Raw genomic sequence first — 26,992 nt, forward strand, 5'->3', positions numbered from 1 at the left:
TTTCATCTTAGAGGAATACGAATATTACAAGGAAGAGTTCAAAAATAAGAAGCAGCAATATCTGTTGGAGATATGGGAATTCACCATTAATAAAGGTGGAGGGTGTTATATAACTTCTATTAAGCATAAAGGAGAAGCTATTCACCCTTTTGTACATCCTTTTAAATATATGGGTTCTAAAAGAAGTACAGATTCTTCAAGGTTTGCCGTCTGGAACTACTTTCAAATGAATTACGACGGAATACCATATAACAAAATTAGAGTGTGGACATACAATCCTTTTCGTCCTAATCGACTTGCACAAAGTGAGTATAATGAAACTGATTTTGTATTGGAGTGTGTTCCTCCTAAATACCGATAACAAAAGGTAACTTACGAAGGTTTAAATTCCATGAAACAAAGTAACCTATTATCTCTTTCTATTTTTTCTTACTTTGTTTACCATCCTTACGCCTATTTCTATTTACATTCATTTTCTTTCCCTTCTATCCTTTAGCAGTAAACTTCTAATATATCTTTAAACGATTCCTAGTAATAACTCTTTTTTCAAACAATATTTCATCAAATATAGTTGAATAATCAGGGTCAAATCCAATCATATTATCTCTAATAGCTAATGATATAAACTTCCAATTCCAAAGAAATAACCCAATCAAATTACGCAAAGTTTTTTTTGTAAAAAGTCCTTCCGGTAGAAGGACTTTTCAATATTTATTACAAATTACTAAGGAGCTTTACTCCTTTAACTCGTTATAAACTGCCCATGCGGATTCTCATTGTAATCATATACGGAATGTTATTCGAAGTCATTCTATTTCCATTTTTGTAATAAATCTCTATGTATTCTCTCTTTCTTTAGAAATAGTTACCTTAGATAATTCTTCTGCATTAAGCTTAGAAAATCCCGTCATTGCTTTCTAAAGTAATATCTAGACGAAAAATAACATCATCTTTTCCCTAGAATACGAACCCCCCTAAATTATTAGGGAAGGCTCATTGTAAGAGAACTTTATTAACATATTAGGTTGAATGTATATTCTCTAGAATTTTCCGGTTTTCATTCTACCATTTCAAAATCACGAAATTCTTATGTAGCAGCTTTTCCACACCCAAGTGCAGGAGTGGTAACAATTACATTCTTCAAAATATACTCAATTAGTATTGGTGAAAAATCCCCTTATATACCGCTATACATAAAACAACCTATATTGGAATTATTTATAAATACATTCACCCTATTATACGAGGATACATACTAAACTATAAAAACCACTTTGAACTGTTCAGGAATTACTTGAAAGGATTTTTAATCGGTTCGATATATATTGCTATTGGAGTTATTGCAATATTATTTTCACCCACTGTTGGAAGTAGTCCTGTTTTTTTTGTTAACGTGTCAATTTCCTTAATAATTCCTTTGACAGCACTACTTAATTCTATATCGTTAGATTTTGACAACAAATCAGTAATGTTGTCACCAAATTCTTTAAATGTCTCCTCTAGCTTATATTTGGAGGGACTTTGCAAAGATGTGATTTGACCAATAATTGTCCAACGTGTATCTTCAAAATATCCATATTTGAAGGATAAATCTGTTCTTTCCTCTAATAAGTACTTTTCTTTTAATTGTGATTCAAAACTAAGTGTACTATCATTTAAGGTCATTAAATCCGCTTTTAATAGGATATCTAACGGAATCATCTCACCCGATAATACATCATTAACGACGTCTACAATAGCGCTAAACTTTTCACCGTTCCCTGCGGTTATATCACTCGGCGAAAACTGATTTAAAATACTTGCTAAAGATAATTTCCTTAAATATTCATCACCTTTATCTTTAATAAGTTCAATATACCTTTTTGTATCTTCAGAAAAAGAATCACTATCATCTTGATTCTCATTAGTTTTAGAATACTCATACGACTCTATAAGATTAGTGTAGTTTCCCTGAATATATCTTGCAGAATGCTCTATAACTCTACCTATCATATTTGCAAAGTTTATAGCATTTCTATAGTCTGTAATCTCTAAAGAAGCAGCAGTAAATTTTATAAAATGGGAAACCTCTAACTTTTCCTTTATTTCGTTAGCTGTATATTTATTTTCAGCTACTATTTCATCAAGGTCGATTAGAAAGTCTGTTCCCCTTAAACTTTCTTCCAATAACGAATACTGAAAATGCTCTAAGGTTCTATTTGAGCTAGCTAGCCCTATATTTTTATTAGTTTTAGTTTTTTCCCCACCTATGTTCCCTTTTAAAGACCCTTCTACTTTACCTAAGTATCCTAAAATAAAATCGAGTAATTTCTCACTACCTTGCCCTAGTCCAAATTTCCCCGCTACCTCTGCATTGATTTTTTTGGCTGTCACAATTTGTTCTTCTTCTGTTTCAGAGGTCTGAATATCCCTAATCAATCCACCGAAAAGTTGAGAAAAATAGGAATTAAGCTTTTCCTGATTAATATATATAAAATCTCTTGGTTTAAACATATTATTGTACAAAATACAAATTACCACCTTTTCAATTTTCAGTTATCATTTACACTATTTAGCTAAATTTAGAAAGAACGAACATAAATGTGAAAGCGATATCCTTTATTCCATAAGGGAGTATAAGTTCAGTTGTTCCAACATTTCCCCTACTAAATAACTTCACTAATTATAGCATAGTGATTGTGACAGATAATGGCATTTTTTCAAACCATTTTATTCTAGCTTTAGTTTAGAGCGGTAATATTTAAAAGCTTGTTATGAATTACTTCAGAGAAAAAGTTTTTAAATATGAGAAGAAGGTTGGATTTCTTTCTGTAACAGTGTTTTTTGCTTATTATCAGATTGGTCTACAATTCCACTTTTTATGGTAAAATATAGATAAGGAAACCTTCACAGACAAAGGGTAACTTCCAAGGAGGTTGTTCTTACTGTGACAGGAAGTATCAATAAAAATAAACAAACGGGAAAATGGGATTTCATATTTAACAGCGGTATTAACCCCATGACTGGTAAACGTAAACAAATTAGAAGAAGAGGCTTTGAATCAAAACGCCATGCTCTAGATGAAATGACAAAGCTAAGAGCAGAAGTATTAGAAGATGAGTTCCTAGACCTGACAAAGATGACTTACGAACGCTATATGGAGGAGTGGTTTCTAGAAAGGAAGAATACACTACAAAAGACTACTTTTGAAATTCATTCTATCTATTTTCGAAATGTCATAAAACCAAAAATGGGTCAGTTAAAGGTACAGCAGATTGCTCCAATACAAATTCAAAAGTTTATCAATGAATTAGTAAACGACACGAACTATTCAGCACACACCATCCATCTAATTTTCCGGATTGTTAGTGCTTCATTAAAAAAAGCAAAAGTTTTGAAATTAATAAAGCATAACCCTTCTGATGGAATCACTCTTCCAAAGATTAAGAAAAGAGAAATGAGTATTTGGACGCTCAAACAAGTCAATCAATTCATCAGCGAATCTAGTAATATTAATAGATTGACTCGCTGTTATATCGGATTTCTAATTTCTATCTTTACAGGTATGAGGCAAGGAGAGATTCTAGGAATGCGTTGGAAAGATGTCGATTTTGAAACACAAACTATATTTGTTCGGCAAACATTAACACAAAATGCTGAAATAAAATCAGGTGCAAAGAATGAAACGAGCGTCCGTTCAATTCACATCCCTAGTAAATTAGTGGACGAGTTAAGGACCTACAGGAAAATGGTCTTACAGGAAAAGTTAACTCACGGGCAAAGTTACCACAATAACGACTTAGTTGTTTGCACAAGGGAAGGTAAACCCATGATACCAAGAAATTTCCGCAAGGAGTTCTATAATTTGACTGAAAAGATAGGACTGCCCAAAATTCGGTTTCATGACCTTAGACATACACATGCTACTATCTTGATTCAACAAAATGTAAATGTAAAGCTTATTTCAGAACGATTAGGTCATGCAGATATTGAAACAACGCTCAATACTTATAGTCATGTCCTTCCCGATATGCAGAAATCTGTCTCGGATAAATTGGACAAAATTATAGGAATGTGACCGAATTAGTGACCACTAAACATTTTCAGTGCCTTAAATGTAGTCATATCAATGGTTCAGGTACCTTTTACCCCTACATGCCCGAAGAAGGCATGGTCGAAGAAGCCGAACTGAAAATCCACCAGGCCTCACATGCCCGCTACTTCGAGGACTTCTTGAAGTTCGTCGAATATGGCGAATCGATGCCGGAAATCATGAAAAACCAGGTCATCCACATGGTCCATGAACATGTGTCCGCTCAATTCGAAGAAAACAGTGACGAATTGCACAAATTCGAACAGGACCTCGAAATCTGGGAAACGAGTGAAAAGCGGGAAATCCAGGAACGCCTTGAAACGCACCAGGTCGTCGAAGCCACAGCCCAGATTGTCGAGCACACACCTGAAGCAGAGCTGCGCATGAAGCTTGGCAGTACGTCAATAAAAGGACTGTTAGCCGATTTCGGCGATAGCATCCACTTAGGAAAGATTAATGGGAAGTATGTATTGATGATAGAATCTGATACGATAGAGTTCGATAAAGGTGTCTCGCCGATTGAATTTCATAGGCCGGATGATTTGCAGGTACTGATTGAAAAAATCATAAATAAAGATTAAAAATAGCCCGAGTCACACCAAAATTTGATGATTGGTGACTCGGCATGTGACTCTAGAGTCACAAAATACCTGTGTTATATCCTCATTAGGGCGGTCATTGTGACTGCCTTTTTTAATTTCTATATTCCATTTTATTAGCCTCCTAGTTTTGTAAGAATCCTATCAATTCATGTAATAGCATGTTAAAGCGTTTCATAAGAGATAACTTTATAAAATGCAGCACCCTTCATTCACCTTACGTTTACTTCAACTCTGAATGCAATATTAGACCAGACTCAACTAAAACCCCACTTCCTTGAACTTGTCGATACAGTTATTGAAATGAAAGCACACAGAGAAACCCAAAATCTTATTTATTCATTATAATAATCCTCCTTAGTTTTTAGTTTCTGTTATCACTAACAATGATTTGCGTAATTTCATTTACATCTTGGGCTAATGTCGAGAATGCTTGAACTTATGCTTCAATTACATCTTAATTTTTTTCAATTACAGTCTGATAATTGGATTCGCGTTCTTTGTTGGTTTTCATTGTGGAATACAATATCCATACAAATAAAGCTGCGAATCCTCGTTCTTTTAATAACACATCTGTTTCCAAATTTCATCACCTCTTTCACTGCAAAATAAAAAGCCACCCCTTTTGGGACGACTTGGATTGAATTGCTATTTAATTTTTTCAAGTGGTATTTTTAAAGCGTAAAAAATAAATATGATCCATACAAATGACAATCCCCAAGCTAATAAGGGATTTTTATAATGTATACGTAAAAATGAAAACATAACAATATTAAACAAAACAGACCACCAGATATTCCAACCATTAAAGTGATTGATCAAGTCTAAAAACTTTAAATTCAGTAATTCTAATGTTGAATATAGAATAACCCAAAGAGTGATCCAAAATGTTTTTTTCCAAATCGTTTGTGGGAAACGTCCCAGATATATCAATATTGTAGCAGGATATGAAACAAACATTATCATCAATGAAATAATTAAGTCATTTCTCAAGATATGTTCACCTAAAATGTTTTCTTGATAAGCCCAAAGTTGATGGTTGTATAGCAAGCAACTATATAGAAGATCGCCAATAATAAAGAATAGAATGGTCGAATAATAATCCTTCCATCTTCTCCAATCGCCCCATTTAATTCCTGCTAATAAGAAAAGTGCGTTAAATAAGAAATGCATAATTTTCTCCAGTTTTTTTCTTAGCATTCTTCCCATTCTGTTAAGAAAGAATTCAAAGAAAGCACTCTGTTATGAGCGCTCTAAATTTCTGAAGCTGCAAATGGTTTACCGCACAGTTTGTTCCTACCGTTGTTTAAACATCAAATACATTTTTCTCACCTATTGCTATAAAGCCCAAAAAGATGTCATTCGTTAAACTTGCCAATGGTATAACTGTTCCAGTGACATCAGTGAACTTCAATTCAAAGTAGCTAGTAAATGAATTTGAAACCCTTGCTACGTATTTAACGCTACTGCTAAACCATTCTTGATTCGGAATAACTACTGGTCTTAATGTTTCATTTTATCACCCCTATTTTTATACACCGTATCTTGTATTTATCGGAAACCATATTCCGTCCTGTTATTGAGTCATTTCTGATACTGCATCAATAGATATTTCCCCGTTCAAATTAACAGATATCCTAATCGTGGTCACTATTCCTCCACTTGTATTACTTCCGTTTTGTGGGTAGTTATGTGTGATCCCTAGAGGTCTGCAATCTATTGGTAATGTAGCGGCGATTACAAAGGTTTATAGGCAATAATAGTGACCGGTAGATTAATAAAAAATGTCTCTTATTCCTGTTAAAAGGTTTACTACATAAAGAGAGAATGCATTACGAAATAGCATTCTCTCTTTATATTGATTCATTACATCCATTTATTATATCTACATACCCCTTGCTTTTTATGCGTTCTTATTAGTTTTGCTTCATATCTTGCTTCTTTTTTCTGAATTAAATCCGCCAGAATACTTTCAAAAGGATTCCAACAATCAATTTTTAAATTTAATTTCCCCATAATCTACATCAAAAGTATTTGGATATCCACATTCATTACCAGAACAATATGCACATGCAGTGTTGTTCTATCTTTATTCCATATATTCGGCCTAATTGATTCTTTATTTTTTGGCAAGGTTTGGGCTCTTAATTTTTTCATTTCTTTGTTGTGGTACTTAATAATACCATTCAAATTTCATATGACAATCTTGACAGTTTTGTTTCTTATCAAATTAACATGTTTCATTCTCCTTTCTCTATATTAATTCTATATTAATTTAACTTCCAAGAATGAATTACCTGTACAATAGGGAAAAAGGAGGGAGTTAAATGTACATTACTAAGGATGGAGATATTCTAAAGTCTGATTTGGATTTTGAAGCACATCAACATTTGCTAACTGCTGTTGATGTAGAATACTTAAATGAAAAAGCAGTTCTTACAACTGGGTTTGTTCAAGAATTCACTGGAGACTATGTGAAAGTAAATAATCATCTTTTTAATCGAAAAGCTCACCTTTTTGTCTCTCGGCCATTTTTTAAATAATTTTCCATTATAATATACACAAGAAAAACACTTAACCAAATGGTCGAGTGTTTTTCTATTTGACTCCCCACAGGTGTCTTTAAATTAATTTGAAGCCTATCATTTTAAATTCATTTACAGGTCGATGAATTGCCTTCCCCAATTGTTCACTAAGTTCATTAAAATCCTTCATATCGTCAGGATTAATATCTTCTCTAACGTTTAGTATCTCATACCGATCATATTGCTCTGGGATGAGTCTTTCGTTAACATGAATGGAAAGCCTATATTGTACTCTTATATTCATTTAACCATCTCCTTTAATAAAAGTTCGTTAAAAAGCTATGATTTCTTGCAAATAAAAACATCCGATTCCTCAGATGCCTTAAAAATCATTTTACTTATTTATGTGAATCTGTTGCTTTAAAACTTTATACTATATTTCACTTTCTGCTACTTTATACATAATTTCAATTCTTTGTTTATTTAACTCTTCAACTTCTTTCGCTTCTTCCAAGCTGACCTTCTTTATTTTAAGGAACACATCATATAAATCTTTCTCGATAAATAATTCTGCAATTCTCCAAGCATTTTTCTCTGCAAGAATTCTTTTTTCCTTTATAATCTCTAGAAGTCTTTCGTTAAACCCATTTTGGCAAGTAAATTAACACTACTTAATACAACATTTCCTAATTCATCAAATTCAGGAGTCAAGAACATGTCCTAATTTGTGATATAAAATAACCTTCGAATAATCTTCTAAAGATAATTCATACATTTTGTAAAAAATAGTCCAGACTTTTTAAATTCACTTTAATTTAATTTGCTACGGGATCAAAGATCATAACAACAGAGTTATCGGTTAAGACTAAAATTACTTTTTTACGTACCCTTTCAAACCCAACTTAAAAACCCTGCTACCTCCTCATGGAAAGATTAGCTGGGTTTCTTCATTATTTTTGTATACAACCATTGGAATCTGATTAGTTAAAACCATACTCATAATTTCTTTGTCATGAATACGCTATTTGGGTCCTCGATGTAATCGGAAAACGGCTTACAATATTGGAACCCGAGACTTGCATAAAGTCTTATTGCCGGTTCGAAAGCATTCATGGATCCCGTTTCCAAACTTAGGCGCCGATAGCCACGTCGCTTGGCTTCTTCCATTATGTATTGAATTAGTTGTTTGGCAACACCCTTTCTTAGGTGTGCTGTAGCTGTTCGCATTGATTTTATCTCTCCATGCTGATCATCCAGCTCTTTAAGTGCCCCGCATCCTACTAATTGATCGTCCTCCCATACACTCCAGAAGGTAATCTCTGGCTTTCTCAATGCCTCGAGATCTAGGGCATGTATACTTTCCGGAGGGGAATGAAGGGCCATGCCATGAAGGTGCTCGCTCACCAATGCAATCACTTCAGCCCCAGTTAAATCATCTATTTTAAAATCCATTAAAAACACCCCTGATTCTACAATTCTTCCATTTACAATTTATTCTATATTTTAACATAACAGCCCTATCTACAAATGTCCCGATTGCTGAATCAAGTATTTCTTGTCCCGATATTCGTCGAACGAAAGCACAAGCCGATTGGACCGATTATACTAGTTCCCTCAAAAAAAGATTTCAACATAATCGTTGAAATCTTGATTCTGCTGGCTTTCATGATACCGGCACTCCGGTTTTCAGGAAGATCGGACAAATTACCCGGCTGCATGCTATTTAGTTGGATGTACACTATCTGCAATGACAACTCCATGAGTCGATTTAGCAGCTTGCTTTTGCTCCCTCTCCTGAATGGAGTTCAAAGGTAAATGGGGGAATAGTAATTCGGCTACCCGATAGGCTTCTTCCAGATGTGGATACCCAGATAAAATGAAGGTATCGATGCCGATGGCTTGGTATTCTTTTAAACGTTCGGCCACCGTTACTGGGTCACCGACTAACGCAGTCCCAGCACCTGCACGTACGAGACCGACACCTGCCCACAGGTTAGGGCTGATTTCGAGATTGTCTTTACTTCCGCTGGATAGTGCCAGCATGCGACGTTGCCCTTCTGAAACGTGTTTACTCAATTCCTTTTGTGCAGCTTCAATGGTTTCATCGTCCACATATTTAATTAAATCATTAGCTGCTTGCCAAGCTTCTTCTTCCGTTTCACGAACAATGATATGCAAACGAATGCCGAAGGTTAGTGTACGTCCTTCTTTTTCAGCCAAGGCTTGCACTCTATCGATTTTTTCTTTTACTGCATCCACGGGTTCCCCCCATGTTAAATACACATCACAGTGTTTTGCAGCTACAGAAAGAGCCTTCTCTGAGGAACCGCCAAAATAGACGGGAGGGTGAGGTGTTTGAACCGATGGAAAGATAAGACGGCCACCGTCAATATGTAAGTGTTTCCCTTCATATTCAACTTCTTCCTCTGCCAAAAGGGAGCGCCACACGTCTAAAAATTCATTTGTCAGTTCATACCGTTCATCATGGGCAACCGTAATGCCATCGCCAACTTGCTCTGCAGGATTACTTCCTGAAACGACATTGATTAAGAGGCGTCCACCTGATAATCTATCGAATGTTGACGTCATCCGGGCTGCGACGGATGGCAGCATGAGTCCTGGCCGAAGAGCTACAAGGAATTTCATGCGTGAAGTGACGGCTAATAACGAAGATGCGGTTACCCAAGCATCCTCACAAGAACGTCCCGTCGGTAGTAAAGCCCCCTGATACCCTAAAGAGTCAATCGCTTGCGCTAGCTGTTTCAAGTAATTGAAATCCACATCACGCCCACCTTTTGATGTCCCTAAATAATGACTGTCCCCGCCTGTTGGAATAAACCAAAACACATTCATTTTTATCTTCCTCCTGTACCAAATAATACACCGGATCTTTTTCCTTTGTGTTCCTTTGGAAACATTAGCATTTCATTTGTCTAATTTGTCTAATCCAATCACATTATACACTAATCTGATTGGCTTTCAAGGAATAAAGAAAATGAATATAAAAAATTATCTAATTTTTCCGAATTAACATTCTAATTATTCCTTGCATTTCAATCGGAATAATGCAATTATAATAAAATGAACTTCCGATTGGTCAACCAAAGGGGTCTTTATTCTGTTGCAAGTTGAGAGAAAATCCTAACAGTCTAAGGAGAGAAAGTATGGAACAACCAGTAGTTAATACTATCGGAATACAATCGGTCAACCCATCTAAAAAGTTAAAACTTAAGGAGAAAATTGCTTACGGTATAGGGGACGTAGGGAATAATTTCCTGTTTGATCTTGGTCAAATATACTTGCTTAAGTTTTATACAGATTCACTAGGTTTGTCTTCTGCGACAGCAGGTTTAGTCTTTTTGATTACGAAAATATGAGATGCATTCGCGGATATCACAGTAGGTACTTGGATTGATAATAGAAAGAGCATTGGCCCCAAGGGTAAGTTTCGGCCATTCATTTTGTATGCGGCGATACCGCTTGCCTTAATAACGATCGTCAGTTTTACGAATCCAGATTTCTCCCTGACAGGGAAAACCGTCTGGGCATTTGTAACCTACATGGCGTTTGGGACCATTTACAGCATTTCAAATATTCCATATGGATCAATGGTGCCTGCCATGACGAAAGATCCCGTGGAAAGGGCGGAATTGGCATCATTTAGACAAGCGGGCTCGAATTTAGGACTTCTTATTACGACTGTAGGATTTATGCCTATCGTTTTACTATTCAATAGTGCATCTACTGGCTATATAGTGGCTGTTTCCGTTTTTGCCTTCTTAGGTGTGTTATTACAAATTTACGCCTATGTTCATGTAAAAGAAAGATATGTGTACGAAAAACCAAAGGAAACAAAGGTGAAATTGATTGACAGCTATAAAGGCTTGTTAAAAAATACCCCATTACTTGTTCTTTGCTTAGTCAATTTATTTACCTTTTCAGCTTTTAACGTCAAGCTTGCTGTTCAAGTATATTTTTGTCAGTATGTGTTAAAGAACGTTTCGATTGTCCCTTATATGGGCTTTTTTAGTATAGGCTGCGTCTTCATTGGCGTTGCCCTCGTTCCTTTCATGGTCAAAAAAGTTGGTAAGAAGTTCACCTATATATTAGGTTGCGGCATTTGGGCTGTAGGAGACATTTCAGCTTATATTTTTGCAGATGATGCCGTGATTTTCATTATCCTGGCCTGCTTCGCTTTCTTTGGAAGCTCATTTGTAAACAGTTTAAACTGGGCTTTAGTATCTGATGCTGTCGAATATGGAGAATGGAAAACCGGTAACAGAACCGAGGGCGTTGTGTATTCGTTCTTCACCTTCTGTCGTAAGCTTTCTCAAGCCATTGCAGGTTTCGTTCCCGGGCTTGTATTAGGGTTGGTTGGATATGTTCCAAATGCGGTACAAAGTCCAGATGTACAACAAAGTATCAGAGGGTTAATGTTCATCTACCCCAGCACTCTCGCACTGGCGACAATTATCGTTATCGCATTCTTCTATAAACTATCGGACGATAAATACACTCGGATCATTAAGGAGCTTAGTGATCGTAAAGGGGACGTTTCCGTTTGATGATTCTTGCAAAATCGATATAAGTGTTTCCCTGTTGTTACATTGCCTGATCACTCACCATTATTTTCATATTTTTTTATTCATTAAAAAGGAGAGGAAAAAGATGATCGTAACTTTGCCTCCCCTTTTTCCTTTTCTCATGCTTCGGTTTTAAGGAAACGGGATTAAAATCTTCTTTCCCCTTCCGCTACTTACTTCCATGTTGGCTTAATAACGATCCATTGGTTCACCTAGGCAATCCAGATCTCTTGTGACATGTATGACAATTTCATAATTTCCTCCGTTTACCATCTTTACCTCTTGAACTTCAACCCTATCATGCTCAAATTCCATGCTGTAATCGCACATTTCACGTAAACGAGATTGAAGGTTGAAATTCCGCCTGTTTTTAATCTTTAATTTAATGAATATTTGATTCGTTTGCATATTCATTACTGCCCGTCCTCTATAGGAATGTCTTGTATATTCGCTCTCTTTCCATCTCGGATATCAAGGTCAAGTTCGGCTTTCTGTCGCAAGTGATGACGGAAATGCATACCGACCAAATCATACCATTCCTGTGCATTCAGCCAGCCGAAGCCCCCATGCTTCACTTTGAAGTTTGCATTGACCTCCCCCACCTTCCATTGCCATTCCCGTAATCTGTTGATTACATGAACCAGCCTGGTGGTAAGCTTTTCCATACTATCTTGATTATTTGGCGGGGCATTCATTTCATCCGGTAACTTGATTTTAATCGGAGGAAACCCTCCGTTTCGATATAATCTCTCACCAAATTCCGTTTTCCCGAGCGCTTGCTCCGCTTCCGCTTTTGCACAAAGTTCAACGTTATCAAGGTACTCATGGGCGACGGCTATTAGATGGTCATACATCTGACAGATGGACCAAACCCCCTTGGCAGTTTTAAAATGTAGTTGCTCGATGGAATAGTTTTGCAGATCACGTTTGTAGGTTTCTATCATTTCCAATGCTCCCAAACGCCTCTCTCCTTCCCCTGCAATTTACGGATATTGTTCCAGACGGCATTTCAAGATTAACACAATTATCCATTTATCATATATGTTTCCTGAAGTCTGTGTATGATTTTTTTGACTCCTTCTCACGGCATTATATAAAATTTGTCCGTTTACAAGTGACAAACTTATGGAATCTTCTTGTGCAATCAATTGGGCAAGATTGCTAGAATGAAAATATGAAAACGGATTCATGTATCACATCAATAACTAGGTTTACGCATTTTTAGCATATTAGGAGGAAAGAAAATGAGAGCATTAGTGATTGAAGAGCCTTATAAAGCAGTCGTAAAAGAAGTTCCTTATCCTGCACCACAGTCTGGCGAGGTAACGATCAAAGTGAAGCATACCGGAATATGCGGCACAGATATCCATATTTTCAAGGGGGAATTTTTGTCTCCCTATCCGATCATACCAGGACATGAATTTTCTGGTGTCATTCATGAAGTCGGCGAAGATGTAACAGGCTTTCATGTTGGAGAGCGCGTAACGGCAGATCCTTCTTTATTTTGCGGTGAATGTGAATATTGCTTAACACATCGTGGTAATCAGTGTAAAGATTGGGGAGCCCTCGGAAATACCACGGATGGCAGCATGGCTGAATATGTCAGAGTTCCGGCACGAAATGTCGTCAAAATACCCGATTCCCTTTCATTTGAAAAAGCTGCCTTCATCGAGCCGATGGCCTGTGTCGTACATGCCATGAACCGGCTGAATCTCCAGGTGGGGGAACGAGTTTTATTATTCGGAGCTGGGGCAATGGGACAGCAGTTAATTCAATCTTTGAAGATGGCCGGTGCTTCTGAGCTTGTCGTCGTCGACCTTGATCAAGCGAAATTGGATATGGGGCTGGCGTGGGGAGCTACAAAAGGCGTTCTCAGCCACGACATCGAATCAGAGCTTAACAAAGAAAAATATCCACATGGCTTCGATGTTGTCGTTGATGCAACCGGAATTCCTTCCGTCATCGAACGTGCCTTTGACTATATCGGAAAAACCGGTAAATATCTTCAGTTTGGCGTGACTGCACAAGATGCCAAAATCACCCTAGATCCATTTAAATTGTATAATAATGATTGGACTGTATTAGGCTCGATGGCAATCAACTACACCTTCATTCCTGCTTTCCACTGGGTGAAGGAAGGCCGTATCCAATTAAAGCCGCTCATTTCCGATCAGCTTTCGCTTGAGGAAACGCTTGATTATTTACAAGGAAGCCGCAGCAGCAGTCAATTCAAAGTCCAAGTAGCAATCGAAAAATAACGGCATGCCGGTCCTTGAATCGTTTGGGCAGTTATTTATTTCCTGCTCAAACGATTCTGGCCGGTTTTTCACTAAAAAACGCGGAAAGGATACAAACTCATGAATCCAACATTATTATTAGGCATTGATATCGGCACCCAAGGAGCGAAGGCGGTGGTGACTGATGAAATGGGATGCGTCGTCTCTTCCGCCGAGGTTTCTTATTCTTTTGAAAGCCCTCAGCCCGGATGGTGTGAGCAATCTCCCTCACTTTGGTGGGAGTCCGCCATAACCTGCTTACATAAACTTTGGGAAAACGGTGTTGACCCGGGAGCCATCCAGGCGGTTGGCACAACAGGGCAAATGCACAGCCTGGTCATTTTAGATGAACGGAAGCAGCCAATCCGGCCAGCCATCTTATGGAATGATGGAAGAACAAGAATAGAGTGCGGCGAAATGGAAGAGCTCATCGGACCAGATCGTTTATTTGCTGCGACAAGAAATCCGATTTTACCTGGTTTTACTGCGCCAAAGCTTCTATGGCTTAAAAAAAAGGAACCCCACCATTATTCTCGAATAAATAAGGTCTTAATGCCAAAGGATTACCTCAACCTTGAATTGACCGGAGAATTTTCGGCCGATGTGACCGATGCGAGCGGGACATGTTTATTGGATGTCCAGAAAAGAGAATGGGCATGGGATGTGATCAAAGAGCTTGGCTTTTCTGCTGACTGGTTCCCTCCTGTTTCGGAAAGTCAGGAAGTGATTGGAACAATTTCTGAAACAGCGGCACAGGTGACGGGATTGCCTATTGGTATACCAGTGGTGGCAGGAGCAGGCGACAATGCAGCCGCTGCCCTGGGAAATGGAATCATAACGGAAAGGAAAGGAAGCATCAGTATTGGAACATCCGGGACTGTTTTCGTTCCCCTGAACGAACTGCCCGACATAGCAAGAGATCAAGCCGGCACCCTGCATGTGTTTTGTCATTGCTTGCCTGGAATGTGGCATGCGATGGGGACGACCTTATCGGCGGGAATGTCATTAAGATGGCTCCGGGATACGTTCGAAAAGCAAACCTATGATGACTTGCTTGCTGGTGTGGATCAGGTCGATGCTGGTGCAGGAGGTTTATTGTTCTTCCCCTATTTGAATGGTGAACGGTCACCTTTGAATAATCCCGAAGCAAAAGGCGTTTTCTTCGGATTGACATATGAGCATCATCGCAAAAGCATGGCTCGGGCCGTGATAGAAGGGGTTTGTTATAGTTTAAGAGATGTATTGGATATGATGGATAAAACCGGAATTGCAGTGACGGATTGGACGGTCACAGGAGGGGCGATTAAAAATCCCATTTGGACAAACATTCTTGCTGACGTATACCAGCAGCCGCTTCAGGTTCATGAGGAACGTGAAGGCCCGGCTTATGGTGCATCCATTCTGGCTGGACTTGGCATTGGAGTATGGAAGGCTCTCACCGATATACCCGTGCTTAATCAGGTTGCCAAAAGGATTGACTGCAACCCGGAAAACCAACATGTGTATGACGCACAGTTTGCCCGCTATCAGGCCATTGCACAAGTGATGAATCCTTTGTTTTAGTACATAAAAAGGGAATGAAACATGCTCGATGAGAAATGAGGTGTAAAGGATGGCAGAGAAAACGCAACTTTTCATAAGCAGCCGCCAAAAAATGATAATCGACCGTTTACTTGAAAACGACTTTCCGATTTTACCGAAGGATCTCGCTGAGGACCTCGAGATTAGCTTACGAACATGTCAGCGGGAAATAGCCCAGTTAAAGCCGATAGTAAGGTCATATGGCCTCAAAATCATGAAACAGTTCCGAAGCGGAATATGCTTGGTTGGGGATCAGGAATGTAAAGAAGTCCTCGCGGAAGAACTGGAGAAGGCTCAACAATCGACCTCCTTTTCTCCAAAAGACAGGCAGCTCGGGATCATTTGTGACTTGTTACGAGATCAGACACCAACCAAAATGTTCGTATTCAGCCAAAAATACCATGTGACCGAAGCGACGATCGGCCATGATTTACAAGAGCTGGAAGGCTGGTTGAACGAATTTCAATTAACATTGGTTCGTAAGCCGGGGCTTGGTATTTTCATTTCCGGCGACGACAAGCATTTACGGGCTGCCATTACTGCTGTCGTGAATAATCAAACACTGCCGGAGAATTGGCTGGCCGTGTTTGATTTATTGCAATTAGGTAAAAAAGATTGGCAGATAGAAAAACATATCCCGTCCATGTATCTGGACCTAATGAATTTGGATATTCTGCATGCAGCCGGAAAAGTGCTCAATGAAGCTGCGGAACGGAATCCTTCTCTTTTTTCAAACGAGCGGGACCGGATCAGTGTTACCCTTCATTTGGCACTTGCAGTCGAGCGCCATAAGGATAAAAACGACGGGCATGCCGAGGTTGACCGTAAGCTGATCGAGTTATACCCTGCCGCTTTTTATATCGCCGAAAGATTGAGGGAATTACTGGGTATCCAGCTGCCTGAGGAGGAAATACACTATTTGATCCTTCATTTATACGGAGTTCAGCCCAACCTGCCGCTTGAACAGATACAAGAAGAGGAAACCACACATATAATCAAAATGTTCATCGATGGCGTAAAAGCGGAACTGAATCAGCCATTGACAGACCCGATGTTAAGTGAAGGGCTGATTAAGCATTTTTACCCTGCCCTGAACCGAATACGCAACGGGCTGCCCATCCATAACCCGCTTCAATCCCAAATTCAACGAGATTATCCCGACGTTTATGAAGCTAGCCGAAAAAGTGCGCAATCATTAACGGATTACCTTGGGGTTACCATCCCCCCTGCTGAGATTGCTTATATGGCCTTGCACGTGGGGGCGGCACTAATCAATCAGCAAAATATAAGTGGTCGCGTCGCAGTTGTTTGCGCCAGTGGATTTGGCACATCGCGCTTGCTTGCATCCCGATTAAAGCAAGAAATCCCTGGCATTCAGGTTTCCGAGGTTTTATCTGTCGGTGAGCTGCCTGGGTGGCTGGAAAACGACTGGCAGGTCGATGCAATCGTATCAACGATTCAAATTCCTGCCATAACGGAAGAACGCCTTGTCATCGTTTCTCCCATTTTAAACGAGAATGATGTCCAAAAAATAAAACGGAAACTGAAACAGCATCTAAGCAGCACACAGTGGCCCCGCTCAGATGACCGCCCTCCGGAAGACACATCCCTTATGAAAATCGCTCACTTCGGAGAGGCAGTCGCGCAGGTGATGAGAGGACTGTCATGGATGGAAGCCAGCCCAACAAATGAAAGGCTTGCGTGGCTTCACCCATTTGTCGCACGATCGCATGCCGTCATCTCCCCCGAAGGCCTGATCGAATCATTTAAGGAAAGGGAACGGAAAGGCAGCTTTGCCATTGGCTCAATTGGGATTTTGCATAGCCGCACGGATGCTGTCAGCACCCTTTTCGTCAATATCCTTTCGTTGAAGGAAGCCATGCCATGGCATACTGAAAATGGAAAAATGCAATCCGTAGATACCTTATTATTATTGGCAGCACCTCCTGATGCACCTCGTGAGCATTTTCCGCTTTTAGGAGAATTGATAAGCGGCCTCCTTGATGATGAGCTAGCAGGTGCCATATCTTCCGGCAACGAGGAACTGGCTCTTATTGCCGTGCGTGAGCATGTTCAGCAAGCCTATCAGGAGAGGATTCTTTCTTATATTAGAGGAAAACAAAGATGAATCGCATAGGACGCATTTATAGTTCCATTGTTTTTCAAAATATCTCCATTATAATCGCTGCCGGCATCTTGAATATATTGTTTGGGGCAAATGGCTGGAAGCCTGATGCTGTTATCAGTTCGTTTATCGATCCGATTTATCGGTATGTATTGCCATTGATGCTTGCCTATACAGGCGGTAAACTGTTTGGCGGCCATAGTGGGGGCATTGTTGCAAATGTTGCGATGATCGGGCTGATCATGGCATCTGATATGCCAATGATCATCGGAGCGATATTATTCAGTCCGTTGATCGGCTGGCTTTCGGCATGGGTGGGACGGCGAACACAAGATTATATTCCGATTGGCAGTGAGCTATTAATTGCCAATCTTATTGATGCACTCCTTGGTATAGGCTTAATGCTAATTGGTTATTTCTTGATTGGCCCCCTGATGAACGAGGTGCTCAAGCATGTGAATAATGGGCTGGTTATGCTGGTCGGATCAGCTTGGCTCCCCTTTTTATCCTTGATCATCGAGCCCGCCAAGGTGATGTTTTTAAATAACCTGATAAACCATGGAATCGTGGCGCCATTTGGCATTCAACAGGCACGCGAACTCGGGAAAAGCATCATCTTTCTTGTAGAGGCGAATCCTGGACCAGGCTTCGGTGTCCTGCTGGCTTATTTAATGACTTCAAGCAAGGAAGATAAGCCCTCCCTTCGAGGAACCGCTGGGATCCAGCTGTTTGGCGGGATTCACGAAGTGTACTTTCCATATATATTAATGAAGCCGGCGTTATTTTTTGCCGTAATTGCCGGCGGCTTCACTGGCATTTCCTTTTTCCAGCTTTTCGATGTCGGACTCGTTTCCACAGCTTCTCCCGGCAGCATTCTATTGATCTTGTTTCTGGCACCGCAAAAGGATATCCTAGTCATTTTTGCAGGAATTGGCTTATCGGCCGCGGTTTCATGCCTTGTTGCTCACTTTATTCTCGTGCGATCCAAACCCAAACGCTCCGGGGCACCTATGGGGTCCCTCAACTTGCCGCTTAATCAAAAGAATGAACGGCCAAGCATCATGATTCTGGATGAACAGCCAGCACTCCTTACATCCATCCGGCATGTTACGGTATCATGTGACGGAGGAATGGCATCGAGTGCAATGGGAGCGGCCATCCTAAGACGAAAAGTGAAGGAAGCCGGGCTCGCGCATATCCAAATCGAGCACCGTTCCATCGATGATATTCCAAGCAATACTGATTTGATCGTCATCCAAAACCAACTGAAAAAGAGATTGAATCAGATGCGTCAATCCATCCCGATCATAGGGTTGAATTCATTATCTAACATACAGGAATATGATGATATCATTTTCCTTATTACAAACAGAAATCAATCAAAATAAATGCGCTGCAGATGCGGCTAAATACCATGCCGAACTAACCATATACCTGTGTTCGGACAAAACATGGGTTTTTTAAGAGGGGTTCGAATGTTCCATTTCGAACCCCTCTTTGTACGATTGAGCCGCCTGAATCTCAAATGGTTTTTTCCAATGCTTCCACGTTTATTTTTTCCGTTACACCTTTTTTCTTTTCAGGCAATTGGATATACACGGTCAATATGGCACTGATGAAATATAACATGGCAAGCATCCAGATTAAACCGCTTGCACCTAGTGGCTCATATAATACGCCCACAAGCGCCGGGCCGACGAATACCGGGAGCCCTGCCCCTAAGTTCAGAACAGATACAGCCGCTCCTTTGTCTTCCTTCACAAGCGAAGGTACCAAGGCGGACAATGGTACATACCCTGCTAGGGAAGCGCCCCAAAGCATACCGGCGATAAAAACGAATACAAGATTACCGTCGGTCCATATTGGCATATAAAATAACAGCAAAGTGGAAAAACCTGCAAAAACCCCGCCAAACCAAATCACCGTATTACGCCAACCCAGTTTATCCCCGACTATTCCAAATATCACATTGAATACAATATTGCTCGTGAAAATCATGCCCCACATGGTCAGCCAGGTATTGATGGAAATGCCGTAATGGGCCATATGAATCGGCAGAAAGATCGGAAAGGCAAATTGAGAAGTCGTATTAATGGTTCGGACAACCCCGCCAATCGCTACCTTTGGCTCCCTTTTCATGATCGTGAAGCCCTTCGTCAATTCCTTCAATTTTGCACGGGTACTCATGCCGCTGCTTTTCAGTTCCAATTTGTCACGGTTCAGCGCGATGGCAAAAAATGCTCCGACACATACCCAGAAAATCGACGTCCATAGCGTGCCAATGTGCCCGAATCGTTCAATCGCCCATATCGAATAATAAGCACCCAGCACATTCAAACCTCCTGTAAAGACAAACCAAAACCATCCGACTGCCGCTCCCAGCTTATGTTTAGGACTTCGGTAATTGATCCATACCATGAAGCTATAGGAAAAAAGTGGATAACCAAAGCCCCGGAGAGCATACGTAAGGAGCATCATCCCTTGATTCAGCTCCGAAAGGCCAAAAGCAATGAAAGAGCTAGTCCCGATGATGTAAACCAGTAATCCCGTAAACATGATTTTCCTAGGACCGAAAGCTTCAGCGAGCACCCCTGATAAAAAGGAAGCGATGGCAACGGTAACTCCATAAGCCGTATAAAGCGATGCGGTTTGTTCGACGCTCATTCCCCTTCCTTGCAAATAAGCACTCATCCAAGCTATTTCCAACCCATCACCCATCATGAAAATCAAGATCCCGAGATACCCCCAGGCGAGCGACTTCGTAATCCCGATTTTATCTAAAAATGTCCCATTCATTCCATTAGCAATACTCATAAACATCCCCTTTTCCGTATCGATAAAATGTATGATTGCGCTTTCATCATTTGAATCAGTATAGCACCGTTTAAAGGGAGATAGTGGCGCCACTTCTTTCAACTTTGGCGCTTTTTTCATGACAAAATTTAACTATTCCGAGAGCATTCATTTACAATATTTCCGAACGTGCAACCTTGAATCTTCTTGCGATTCGGTATAGACTCCAGGTTCTGGATTCAAACATTTAGGACTACCAAATGCCGAACAAAATAAAAAGAGCCCTCAGGCTCTAAAATATCGTCTTAACGATTAATTTAATCCATCCAAAAAAAGAGATCCATAGTGGTATGCTTAAAGATGTTCCAAACAAAAGACCTTTCAAGAAATTCCCTTCGTCCTTATTCACCATATTGCACACACCTCTCGGCTTTACTTTCTATCAATATCATTTTATATGAAAGCGTTTACTTTGTATATGATCCGATGGTAATAACCTCCACTCCTTCTTTGAAAATCCGTATCTATGTATATCCCTTCAAGAAGATATACTAAACTATATGATGTTGTGATGACACCGACCTCCTTTCCGCTATCACTTACTTCTGCCTAGCAAACCTCTGTACTGCCCCGCCTCACCAAAAGCAAAAAAGCCCTCTAATGGACTTTTTTGATAAGCTATAAGCATGTGACCAAATTAGGCACCTCTCCAGTTCACTTCACCCAAATAGTTTCGAAAATGTATTTTCGCCGACGATGCCATCTGCATATATTCCTGCAGACCTTTGAAATGCCCTCACTGCCGATTCCGTTCCACTCCCAAAGATTCCGTCTATCCCCCGTGGATTGAAGCCTTCCAAATAAAGTGCCGCTTGAAGGATATAAGTGATATTGCCTTGGGCTCCTTCCCTAACATTAGGTAATGCAGCTCTTGTTCGCGGTCCCCATAATCCATCGACAATAAGCTTTGCCCCGTATTGTTTATTCAATTCCGTTTGAAATCCCTTGATCAGCGCTTTCTTCGTATTCGGTCCATAAAAGCCGTCCACAGCGATTTTTGCTTGGTACCGCTTATTCAATGTGGTTTGAATGGCCCTGATGGTCTGATCTCCACTTTCCTTAGCAGGCGGGTCTTTTTCGATGACATCCGGTTTCACACTTGACCCCGGGGATGGTGTGGCCCCACTCACCTTTGATGTCAAATTAGGCTTTAGGCCAGCCTGAAGCTGAATATACGAGAGCCCTCCCGTCATTTCTAGGTGTGGATAATCTTTAAAAATTAACCAATCCCCGCCCCACGCAAAGCCCAAGGATTTGCCGATCTCCCCTGCCCGCCTCCATTTTTCATCAACCGTCCAGATCGCATTTCTCCCATCATCACTTACGATGAAATAATCGATGGCCAGTCCATAATTGTGATAAGATTGACCTGGCATCGCATTAGTCACTACCGGTTTTGATAAATCACTATAATTCACCCCTCCGTAGCTATATCCTAGGCGACCTTGACCATATAACCTCGCTTGTTCTTCATTTGAACGATAGCCGGCACTGATTTGCACAAAAATGCCTTCTTCGTATGCCCGTCTGATCAATTCCAACGCTGATTCCTTGACGACTGGATGGATTCCGCTGCCCATGTTCTTTTCCGATCGTTCCAATAATGTTTCCAATTTGACTGTCAATTCAATCACCTCCTAATATGTTATGGAACTTACTGGGAAATGCTTGTACAATTTAGAAAAAAACAACCTAAAAAATGCTCTTTAGAAACAAATCAGCCCTAATAAAAGCAAATAAAAGAAACCACTTCATAAGTGGTCTCCGTTTGTAGACAAAAGGGGGGGCGAAATTAAACAATTCCGTTAAACATGTTTTTGGCAGCTTCGCTGGTATTCCCCCTATTAATAGGTTAGTCCATGACCAAGTTTATAGATATTACCATCGCTATCCTTATAGGCATATGATAGCCCTGCAGGCATATATTTGTCCTTGTCATAGCCAGGTACATCGTTTCTAGACACGCATTCACCATTCTGACGAACGGCAATTACATCTTCACTCGCTGGTAATGTTAATGGTAGAACGCCTACTGGTTTACTATTCCCTGCGATAACCTCAAACTGTGCATTATAGAAGGTATCGTATCCAGCGATTAAAGCATCAGCCATCGGTTCAATATTTTCAAGTATCCATGGCAAGGTTACATTTACACTGATAACGACTTTTCCACCACGGCTATGAAGGCTGTCGCTCACTTCCTTTAGATGATCCATACCAGTAATAGTCGTTTCCTGATACAGTGAGCCATCTAAAGCTGATACTACTTTCCCCTCACAAACATCAAGCTCTAATAGTCCTGGTGTCGCGTTGAAATAAGAACCGGATTTTGGATGTAGGAATATGATCGCTACGTCAGCTTCTTCAAAGTTGACAGTCATCGAAAATTGGCCGAGCTCTTGACACTCTTTTCTTGCCTTTTCAGTATACTTTGTTGCTCGTTCTACTTCCTTGTGCAATACTTCCACATAAACTTTTTTACTATTAAGCTTTTCAGCAGTTAATGGTAACGTCTCGTTTTGATTTTTAAGAATCGTTACAGATTTTTTATGCCCTTCAAAAGCTGCTTTCCAATTCGCTGTGTTACTAACTACAGCTGTAGCCTCTTCTGGTGAATTATATGTACGGTCATCGAAAATACCTAATGTAAACATTTCCGTCAGAAGTCGAACATTCGCTTCATTAATGCGTTTTTCGCTAATCCAGCCTTTACTAACAGCAATTTTAAGATTTTCTATATCATTTGTGTCCGCCACTATATCTGTCCCTGCATTGACTGCTTTCGCAAAACGTTCAGCCTCACTTAATTCTTCTACGCCCCAGCTCATATTATTCACAATGCCGCTGTCACTATTGATATAGCCCTTAAACCCAAGTTTTCCTCTTAGAATATCGTTAATGAAATAGTGATTGAATGTGAAGCCTACCTCTTCAAAAGGAATGTCTTCACCCTCGAACTCTTGTACCACACTCTTCTTGATACTTGGTATAGAATAATAGGGCATGATAGATGATGTACCATGTTGTACCGCTGCTCTAAATGGTGGTAAGTGATATTTTTCTAAGCTTCCTGGAGTAGGGTAAAGATTCCACTTTCCTTCTTTGTAATGAGGATCGAATCCATTTTCTCTTGCTCCTCCACCAGGAAAATGCTTCGTTGTCATGGCAATACTGTTTTTCCCTAATTCCTCACCTTGGAAGCCGTCGATAAGACGACCAATAGCATCAGAAATAAATTCTGGATCTTCTCCAAACGTACCATAGGTTCGTTGCCATCTCGGATCTGTAACCGTATCCGCCATGTACATATACCCTTTTCTGATACCCGTAGCATCCCACTCTTCGCGAGCGATTTTAGCAAATTCGCTAATAAGTGATGCATCTCCACCGTTTTTAATATCTCCCTGTGCTGCCGCTGCAAGACCCAGGGTTCCAGGCCAAGTGGAGAAAATTCCACCTGCATCATTCATACCAAAAATAGGCTCTGCATTTTCATTTCTTGAATTGGATGTAATCAAGCAAGGAATACCTAAACGAGTTCCCTCAGCAACTTCATTCATTTTATTTATCCATGCAGCCATTTCAGCTGGGCTAAAGTTGTCTCTTAATATGAAGTGTCTTACCTTCCTTTTTTCGATGGTATGTGTTGTTCCGTATATTTTTGATGCAGCGAATATATTTTCCCCTTTTTCCACAATCGCTTCATCCAATATACCATCATGGCTTGTCTTTTCCTTATTTTCCTGAGAGAGCCCCATTTTGCGCGTATTAATCAGCATCATACCGATCTTCTCATCGATATTCATCAATGAGACTAGGTTCTCCGCACGTTCCTTTGGACTCAAACGCCAATCCTTATAAGGTTCTAGCTTCCCACTATTATTCAAATCCTTAAATTTCAATCCGTCAACTTCGATGATATTCTTCACTCTAACTTCTAATTCTGGTTGTTTATAATTCATTTCCATTGTAACGCCTCCTAAACTTAACCTTCTCCTCACTATACCTTTAGAAAAATCCAGTTATCATTTCCACAACCTGCTCAATAAATTTGATATCGCTTTCTTTACTGTTATAATAACAACTAAAAGTTAAAAATAAATGGCGTAAATTGCTCAAAAAATTGCAATTGTTGCTATTTGAGAGGTTGACGAGATATGAAGCAATCTAATCTAATTCCTGTCATCAATAAAGGGTTTAACATTCATTACTTTAGCAAAAAACATCCATCCCATGATTGGCTCAAAATACATGATAAATCCCCTGAGGAATTTTCCAAAATCGAGTCCTTATTCCAATTGCATCAGCATGATGTTTTAGAAGTGCTCGTTTTTTTAGATGGAGAATGTGACTTCTTTTGCGAAGGAAAAACGTATCCCTTAAAGAGAGGCGATGTCGTCATCATCCCTCCCTATGCTGTTCATAAAGCAAATGTTAAGAAAATGAACAGCTATGAACGAATCATCATTAGCGTTAGTGAGCATTTGCTGAATGACTTCCTTTCTAGTTCACCAACGATGAAAGAAAATATCAATTATCAAAAAACATTAGATACTCACGTGTTACATTTACATACAAAGCATTTCCAGACAATTATTTTTTTACTAGATGAAATCACTCAAAACATTGATAAAGGAGAAGAAAATCTCCCCTTCACATTAAACTATCAATTATTTCAGGTGCTCCAAACAATCTTCGATTCCTCTAATAGTAAGGCTAGTCACGGAAATATGGACGAACTGGACCAAAGATTCCTATCAATAGTAGAGTATATCGAATCACATTTTACAGATCAGGATTTAAGTTTAGACATTGTAGCGAATCATTTTCATTTAAATAAATATTATTTTTCACATTATTTCAAGAAAAATATGAACCTTCCTTTTTACCGTTACGTATCATTAAAACGCCTATCTTTTGCTGTAACGATGATTAAGAAAAATCAGATTTCCATAGAAGAAATTGCCTTACATTGCGGTTTCCTAGATTATTCTAGTTTTTATCGACTCTTCAAAAAAGAATATAATATTTCTCCCAAAAAACTCCAAAAAGATTTCAAAATTTATACGAACATGCGTCTTTCATGAAAGGAATAACAAAGAGGCTCCCCGAAAGTACAGTGAAACATGGATAAGCCTCGATGAAAATTCTCATTATTTAAAAAAGGGAAGGATGAATCGAATCCAGGAACTGAAGCCAGCAGCTCATATTCCATATTTATTTGGGCTAATCCGTATTTGACTCGTTAATACCTAATGAGCATTAAAGGATGGTCTATTATTTAACCTTTTACCCCTCCTTACTCTTTTACTTTAAAGAATGTAACAAGACAACAATTTATCTTGTTACAACGAAAATATATGATCCGCGAACATTCAAAGAGAATTCCAAAAGGGGTTCGGAATTAATAATTCCGAACCCCTTTTGTCTACAAACTGGAATGCCTATATATAGGCATTCTTCATCGTTTTTTATGACCATTTTTCTTCATCATCAATCCATTGATTATTTATTAACTCATATGATTTAGTATCGTCGTGGAAAACAAAGAAACATGGTACATACAATATATCCCCGCCTGTTTTTTTCCAACATTGACCAAACCAATCTGTAAACGCTTTTTGTTCTAACTCGTATATTGCTGGATAATTTTCTTCGTAAAAATTATCAAGAAAATCATCCAATGAATGGTCGATTAACTGATAGTATGTTACATCAGGAATTACATCAACACTACCTGAAAAAACTGTCGTGTCATTACCTTCATAGAAAACCTCGTTAGCTTCTCTATCCATAGAAAACAATCTTATTGAAAATTCCAAAATTTGCAGGCTCAATAAATGCCGTAAAATCCAACAAATTTATTCAGAAAAATAGTTATATGTAATGATATTTTTAAGGTTACCTACTAACAAATCTGAATGTTTCTCTAGGTTAGCTTTAATAGAATCAATATAACTATCGACTGTTAACATATTATATGCCTTATTCAAACAAATGCACCTGCTATCATGAAGTCACAAAGCTAAATTTTGCTTACGGAATCCATATCTATATAAACCTAGAAAGAACGGATACAAGATGACAAATGTGAAAGCTGTAACGAAAATCATTCCTCCTACACCCAGTTCTGGATCATTAAGCACATCCAACATGGTGTATGCAGGCACTTCAATTACATTTATGATAAATACGAATTTCCAGAATGACTCTGATAACAATTGTTTGTTATATACATATCCAAATAATCCAACTGTTGATATGATACTGATAACAGTATCCGTAGTTTCTATCACTGGACCATGAACGGATTCCACAAACATTGAAGCTATCGATATAGCTATAATTAGCCAAAAGTAAATTTTCCAGAGCATTTTT

Annotated in this window: 22 protein-coding genes and 2 pseudogenes; 11 read left to right on the forward strand and 13 right to left on the reverse strand. The window is 39.4% G+C overall.

Annotated elements, in window-relative coordinates; translation table 11 throughout:
* On the forward strand, window positions 1-361 hold a 361-nt coding region (locus QNI08_RS07230; protein WP_285766758.1), incomplete at its 5' end, for a hypothetical protein.
* 929 nt (window positions 362-1,290) lie between these two features.
* Here QNI08_RS07230 and QNI08_RS07235 read toward each other — a convergent pair.
* The gene (locus QNI08_RS07235) at window positions 1,291-2,505 is read right to left on the reverse strand and encodes a DUF6414 family protein (protein WP_285766759.1); all 1,215 of its coding nucleotides are present in this window, start codon (window positions 2,503-2,505) and stop codon (window positions 1,291-1,293) included.
* A 421-nt stretch (window positions 2,506-2,926) separates the two neighbouring features.
* On the opposite strand from QNI08_RS07235, the gene QNI08_RS07240 reads away from it, so the two are divergent.
* On the forward strand, window positions 2,927-4,057 hold the full coding sequence (locus QNI08_RS07240; protein WP_285766760.1) for a site-specific integrase: 1,131 nt from the start codon (window positions 2,927-2,929) through the stop codon (window positions 4,055-4,057).
* Window positions 4,058-4,125: 68 nt separating this feature from the next.
* Window positions 4,126-4,653, forward strand: a pseudogene (locus QNI08_RS07245) (DUF3898 domain-containing protein); the annotation flags it as partial.
* 475 nt (window positions 4,654-5,128) lie between these two features.
* Here the strand turns inward: QNI08_RS07245 and QNI08_RS07250 are convergent.
* The gene (locus QNI08_RS07250) at window positions 5,129-5,242 is read right to left on the reverse strand and encodes a BhlA/UviB family holin-like peptide (RefSeq protein WP_285767120.1); all 114 of its coding nucleotides are present in this window, start codon (window positions 5,240-5,242) and stop codon (window positions 5,129-5,131) included.
* Between the two features lie 77 nt (window positions 5,243-5,319).
* The gene (locus QNI08_RS07255; protein ID WP_285766761.1) at window positions 5,320-5,871 is read right to left on the reverse strand and encodes a CBO0543 family protein; all 552 of its coding nucleotides are present in this window, start codon (window positions 5,869-5,871) and stop codon (window positions 5,320-5,322) included.
* 1,127 nt (window positions 5,872-6,998) lie between these two features.
* Here QNI08_RS07255 and QNI08_RS07260 point away from each other — a divergent pair.
* Window positions 6,999-7,214, forward strand: a complete 216-nt coding sequence (locus QNI08_RS07260; protein ID WP_285766762.1) for a hypothetical protein — start codon at window positions 6,999-7,001, stop codon at window positions 7,212-7,214.
* A 79-nt stretch (window positions 7,215-7,293) separates the two neighbouring features.
* On the opposite strand, the gene QNI08_RS07265 is transcribed toward QNI08_RS07260, so the two are convergent.
* From QNI08_RS07265 to ssuD, 3 genes are all read right to left on the reverse strand, one after another.
* Window positions 7,294-7,500: a hypothetical protein gene (locus tag QNI08_RS07265; RefSeq protein WP_285766763.1), complete on the reverse strand. Its 207-nt coding sequence runs from the start codon at window positions 7,498-7,500 to the stop codon at window positions 7,294-7,296.
* Between the two features lie 692 nt (window positions 7,501-8,192).
* Complete coding sequence (locus tag QNI08_RS07270; protein ID WP_285766764.1) at window positions 8,193-8,648, reverse strand: GNAT family N-acetyltransferase; 456 nt, start codon at window positions 8,646-8,648, stop codon at window positions 8,193-8,195.
* Between the two features lie 267 nt (window positions 8,649-8,915).
* Window positions 8,916-10,049 carry an FMNH2-dependent alkanesulfonate monooxygenase gene (gene ssuD / locus QNI08_RS07275; RefSeq protein ID WP_285766765.1) on the reverse strand — a complete coding sequence of 378 codons (1,134 nt, stop codon included), beginning with the start codon at window positions 10,047-10,049 and terminating at the stop codon, window positions 8,916-8,918.
* 311 nt (window positions 10,050-10,360) lie between these two features.
* Here ssuD and QNI08_RS07280 point away from each other — a divergent pair, with 311 nt between their 5' ends.
* Both QNI08_RS07280 and QNI08_RS07285 read left to right on the forward strand, forming a co-directional pair.
* Window positions 10,361-10,573 (forward strand): hypothetical protein, encoded by a 213-nt coding sequence (locus QNI08_RS07280; RefSeq protein ID WP_285766766.1) that lies wholly within the window; start codon window positions 10,361-10,363, stop codon window positions 10,571-10,573.
* Between the two features lie 12 nt (window positions 10,574-10,585).
* Window positions 10,586-11,761 (forward strand): annotated as a pseudogene (locus QNI08_RS07285) (glycoside-pentoside-hexuronide (GPH):cation symporter); the annotation flags it as partial.
* 207 nt (window positions 11,762-11,968) lie between these two features.
* Here QNI08_RS07285 and QNI08_RS07290 read toward each other — a convergent pair.
* Window positions 11,969-12,193 carry a hypothetical protein gene (locus QNI08_RS07290; protein WP_285766767.1) on the reverse strand — a complete coding sequence of 75 codons (225 nt, stop codon included), beginning with the start codon at window positions 12,191-12,193 and terminating at the stop codon, window positions 11,969-11,971.
* The gene (locus QNI08_RS07295) at window positions 12,193-12,738 is read right to left on the reverse strand and encodes a DinB family protein (protein ID WP_285766768.1); all 546 of its coding nucleotides are present in this window, start codon (window positions 12,736-12,738) and stop codon (window positions 12,193-12,195) included. The genes QNI08_RS07290 and QNI08_RS07295 overlap by 1 nt, the downstream gene beginning before the upstream one ends.
* Window positions 12,739-13,023: 285 nt before the next feature.
* Between QNI08_RS07295 and QNI08_RS07300 the strand changes: the two genes are divergently transcribed.
* The 4 genes from QNI08_RS07300 to QNI08_RS07315 all read left to right on the forward strand — a co-directional run bounded on the left by QNI08_RS07300 (window position 13,024) and on the right by QNI08_RS07315 (window position 19,149).
* Complete coding sequence (locus tag QNI08_RS07300; protein WP_285766769.1) at window positions 13,024-14,037, forward strand: zinc-dependent alcohol dehydrogenase family protein; 1,014 nt, start codon at window positions 13,024-13,026, stop codon at window positions 14,035-14,037.
* A 99-nt stretch (window positions 14,038-14,136) separates the two neighbouring features.
* The gene (gene xylB, locus QNI08_RS07305; RefSeq protein WP_285766770.1) at window positions 14,137-15,618 is read left to right on the forward strand and encodes a xylulokinase; all 1,482 of its coding nucleotides are present in this window, start codon (window positions 14,137-14,139) and stop codon (window positions 15,616-15,618) included.
* Between the two features lie 49 nt (window positions 15,619-15,667).
* Window positions 15,668-17,764, forward strand: coding sequence for a BglG family transcription antiterminator (locus QNI08_RS07310; protein WP_285766771.1), 2,097 nt, complete (start codon window positions 15,668-15,670; stop codon window positions 17,762-17,764).
* A complete protein-coding gene (locus tag QNI08_RS07315; RefSeq protein ID WP_285766772.1) occupies window positions 17,761-19,149 on the forward strand; it encodes a PTS transporter subunit EIIC in 1,389 nt (462 codons plus the stop codon). The genes QNI08_RS07310 and QNI08_RS07315 overlap by 4 nt, the downstream gene beginning before the upstream one ends.
* Before the next feature lie 133 nt (window positions 19,150-19,282).
* Here QNI08_RS07315 and QNI08_RS07320 read toward each other — a convergent pair whose 3' ends face one another.
* The 3 genes from QNI08_RS07320 to QNI08_RS07330 all read right to left on the reverse strand — a co-directional run bounded on the left by QNI08_RS07320 (window position 19,283) and on the right by QNI08_RS07330 (window position 24,582).
* Window positions 19,283-20,575, reverse strand: a complete 1,293-nt coding sequence (locus tag QNI08_RS07320) for an MFS transporter (protein ID WP_285766773.1) — start codon at window positions 20,573-20,575, stop codon at window positions 19,283-19,285.
* A 698-nt stretch (window positions 20,576-21,273) separates the two neighbouring features.
* The gene (locus QNI08_RS07325; protein ID WP_285766774.1) at window positions 21,274-22,239 is read right to left on the reverse strand and encodes a peptidoglycan-binding protein; all 966 of its coding nucleotides are present in this window, start codon (window positions 22,237-22,239) and stop codon (window positions 21,274-21,276) included.
* 219 nt (window positions 22,240-22,458) lie between these two features.
* Window positions 22,459-24,582, reverse strand: coding sequence for a glycoside hydrolase family 3 protein (locus QNI08_RS07330; RefSeq protein ID WP_285766775.1), 2,124 nt, complete (start codon window positions 24,580-24,582; stop codon window positions 22,459-22,461).
* A 189-nt stretch (window positions 24,583-24,771) separates the two neighbouring features.
* On the opposite strand from QNI08_RS07330, the gene QNI08_RS07335 reads away from it, so the two are divergent.
* Entirely contained in the window at window positions 24,772-25,701 is a 930-nt protein-coding gene (locus QNI08_RS07335) for an AraC family transcriptional regulator (RefSeq protein ID WP_285766776.1), read from the forward strand.
* A gap of 384 nt (window positions 25,702-26,085) precedes the next feature.
* Here QNI08_RS07335 and QNI08_RS07340 read toward each other — a convergent pair whose 3' ends face one another.
* Together QNI08_RS07340 and QNI08_RS07345 are read right to left on the reverse strand one after the other, a co-directional pair.
* Window positions 26,086-26,409, reverse strand: coding sequence for a hypothetical protein (locus QNI08_RS07340; protein WP_285766777.1), 324 nt, complete (start codon window positions 26,407-26,409; stop codon window positions 26,086-26,088).
* 222 nt (window positions 26,410-26,631) lie between these two features.
* Complete coding sequence (locus QNI08_RS07345) at window positions 26,632-26,988, reverse strand: hypothetical protein (RefSeq protein WP_285766778.1); 357 nt, start codon at window positions 26,986-26,988, stop codon at window positions 26,632-26,634.
* Between the last annotated feature and the right edge of the window lie 4 nt (window positions 26,989-26,992).

The organism is Peribacillus folii (assembly GCF_030271255.1).
Classification (GTDB): Bacteria; Bacillota; Bacilli; order Bacillales; family DSM-1321; genus Peribacillus.

Coding starts and splice junctions, on each gene's coding strand:
- QNI08_RS07255 (WP_285766761.1), bottom strand. CDS start 5,871: ATGCTAAGAAAAAAACTGGAGAAAATTATGCATTTCTTATTTAACGCA.
- QNI08_RS07260 (WP_285766762.1), top strand. CDS start 6,999: ATGTACATTACTAAGGATGGAGATATTCTAAAGTCTGATTTGGATTTT.
- QNI08_RS07265 (WP_285766763.1), bottom strand. CDS start 7,500: ATGAATATAAGAGTACAATATAGGCTTTCCATTCATGTTAACGAAAGA.
- QNI08_RS07270 (WP_285766764.1), bottom strand. CDS start 8,648: ATGGATTTTAAAATAGATGATTTAACTGGGGCTGAAGTGATTGCATTG.
- ssuD (WP_285766765.1), bottom strand. CDS start 10,049: ATGAATGTGTTTTGGTTTATTCCAACAGGCGGGGACAGTCATTATTTA.
- QNI08_RS07280 (WP_285766766.1), top strand. CDS start 10,361: ATGGAACAACCAGTAGTTAATACTATCGGAATACAATCGGTCAACCCA.
- QNI08_RS07290 (WP_285766767.1), bottom strand. CDS start 12,193: ATGAATATGCAAACGAATCAAATATTCATTAAATTAAAGATTAAAAAC.
- QNI08_RS07300 (WP_285766769.1), top strand. CDS start 13,024: ATGAGAGCATTAGTGATTGAAGAGCCTTATAAAGCAGTCGTAAAAGAA.
- xylB (WP_285766770.1), top strand. CDS start 14,137: ATGAATCCAACATTATTATTAGGCATTGATATCGGCACCCAAGGAGCG.
- QNI08_RS07310 (WP_285766771.1), top strand. CDS start 15,668: ATGGCAGAGAAAACGCAACTTTTCATAAGCAGCCGCCAAAAAATGATA.
- QNI08_RS07315 (WP_285766772.1), top strand. CDS start 17,761: ATGAATCGCATAGGACGCATTTATAGTTCCATTGTTTTTCAAAATATC.
- QNI08_RS07320 (WP_285766773.1), bottom strand. CDS start 20,575: ATGAGTATTGCTAATGGAATGAATGGGACATTTTTAGATAAAATCGGG.
- QNI08_RS07330 (WP_285766775.1), bottom strand. CDS start 24,582: ATGGAAATGAATTATAAACAACCAGAATTAGAAGTTAGAGTGAAGAAT.
- QNI08_RS07335 (WP_285766776.1), top strand. CDS start 24,772: ATGAAGCAATCTAATCTAATTCCTGTCATCAATAAAGGGTTTAACATT.
- QNI08_RS07340 (WP_285766777.1), bottom strand. CDS start 26,409: ATGGATAGAGAAGCTAACGAGGTTTTCTATGAAGGTAATGACACGACA.
- QNI08_RS07345 (WP_285766778.1), bottom strand. CDS start 26,988: ATGCTCTGGAAAATTTACTTTTGGCTAATTATAGCTATATCGATAGCT.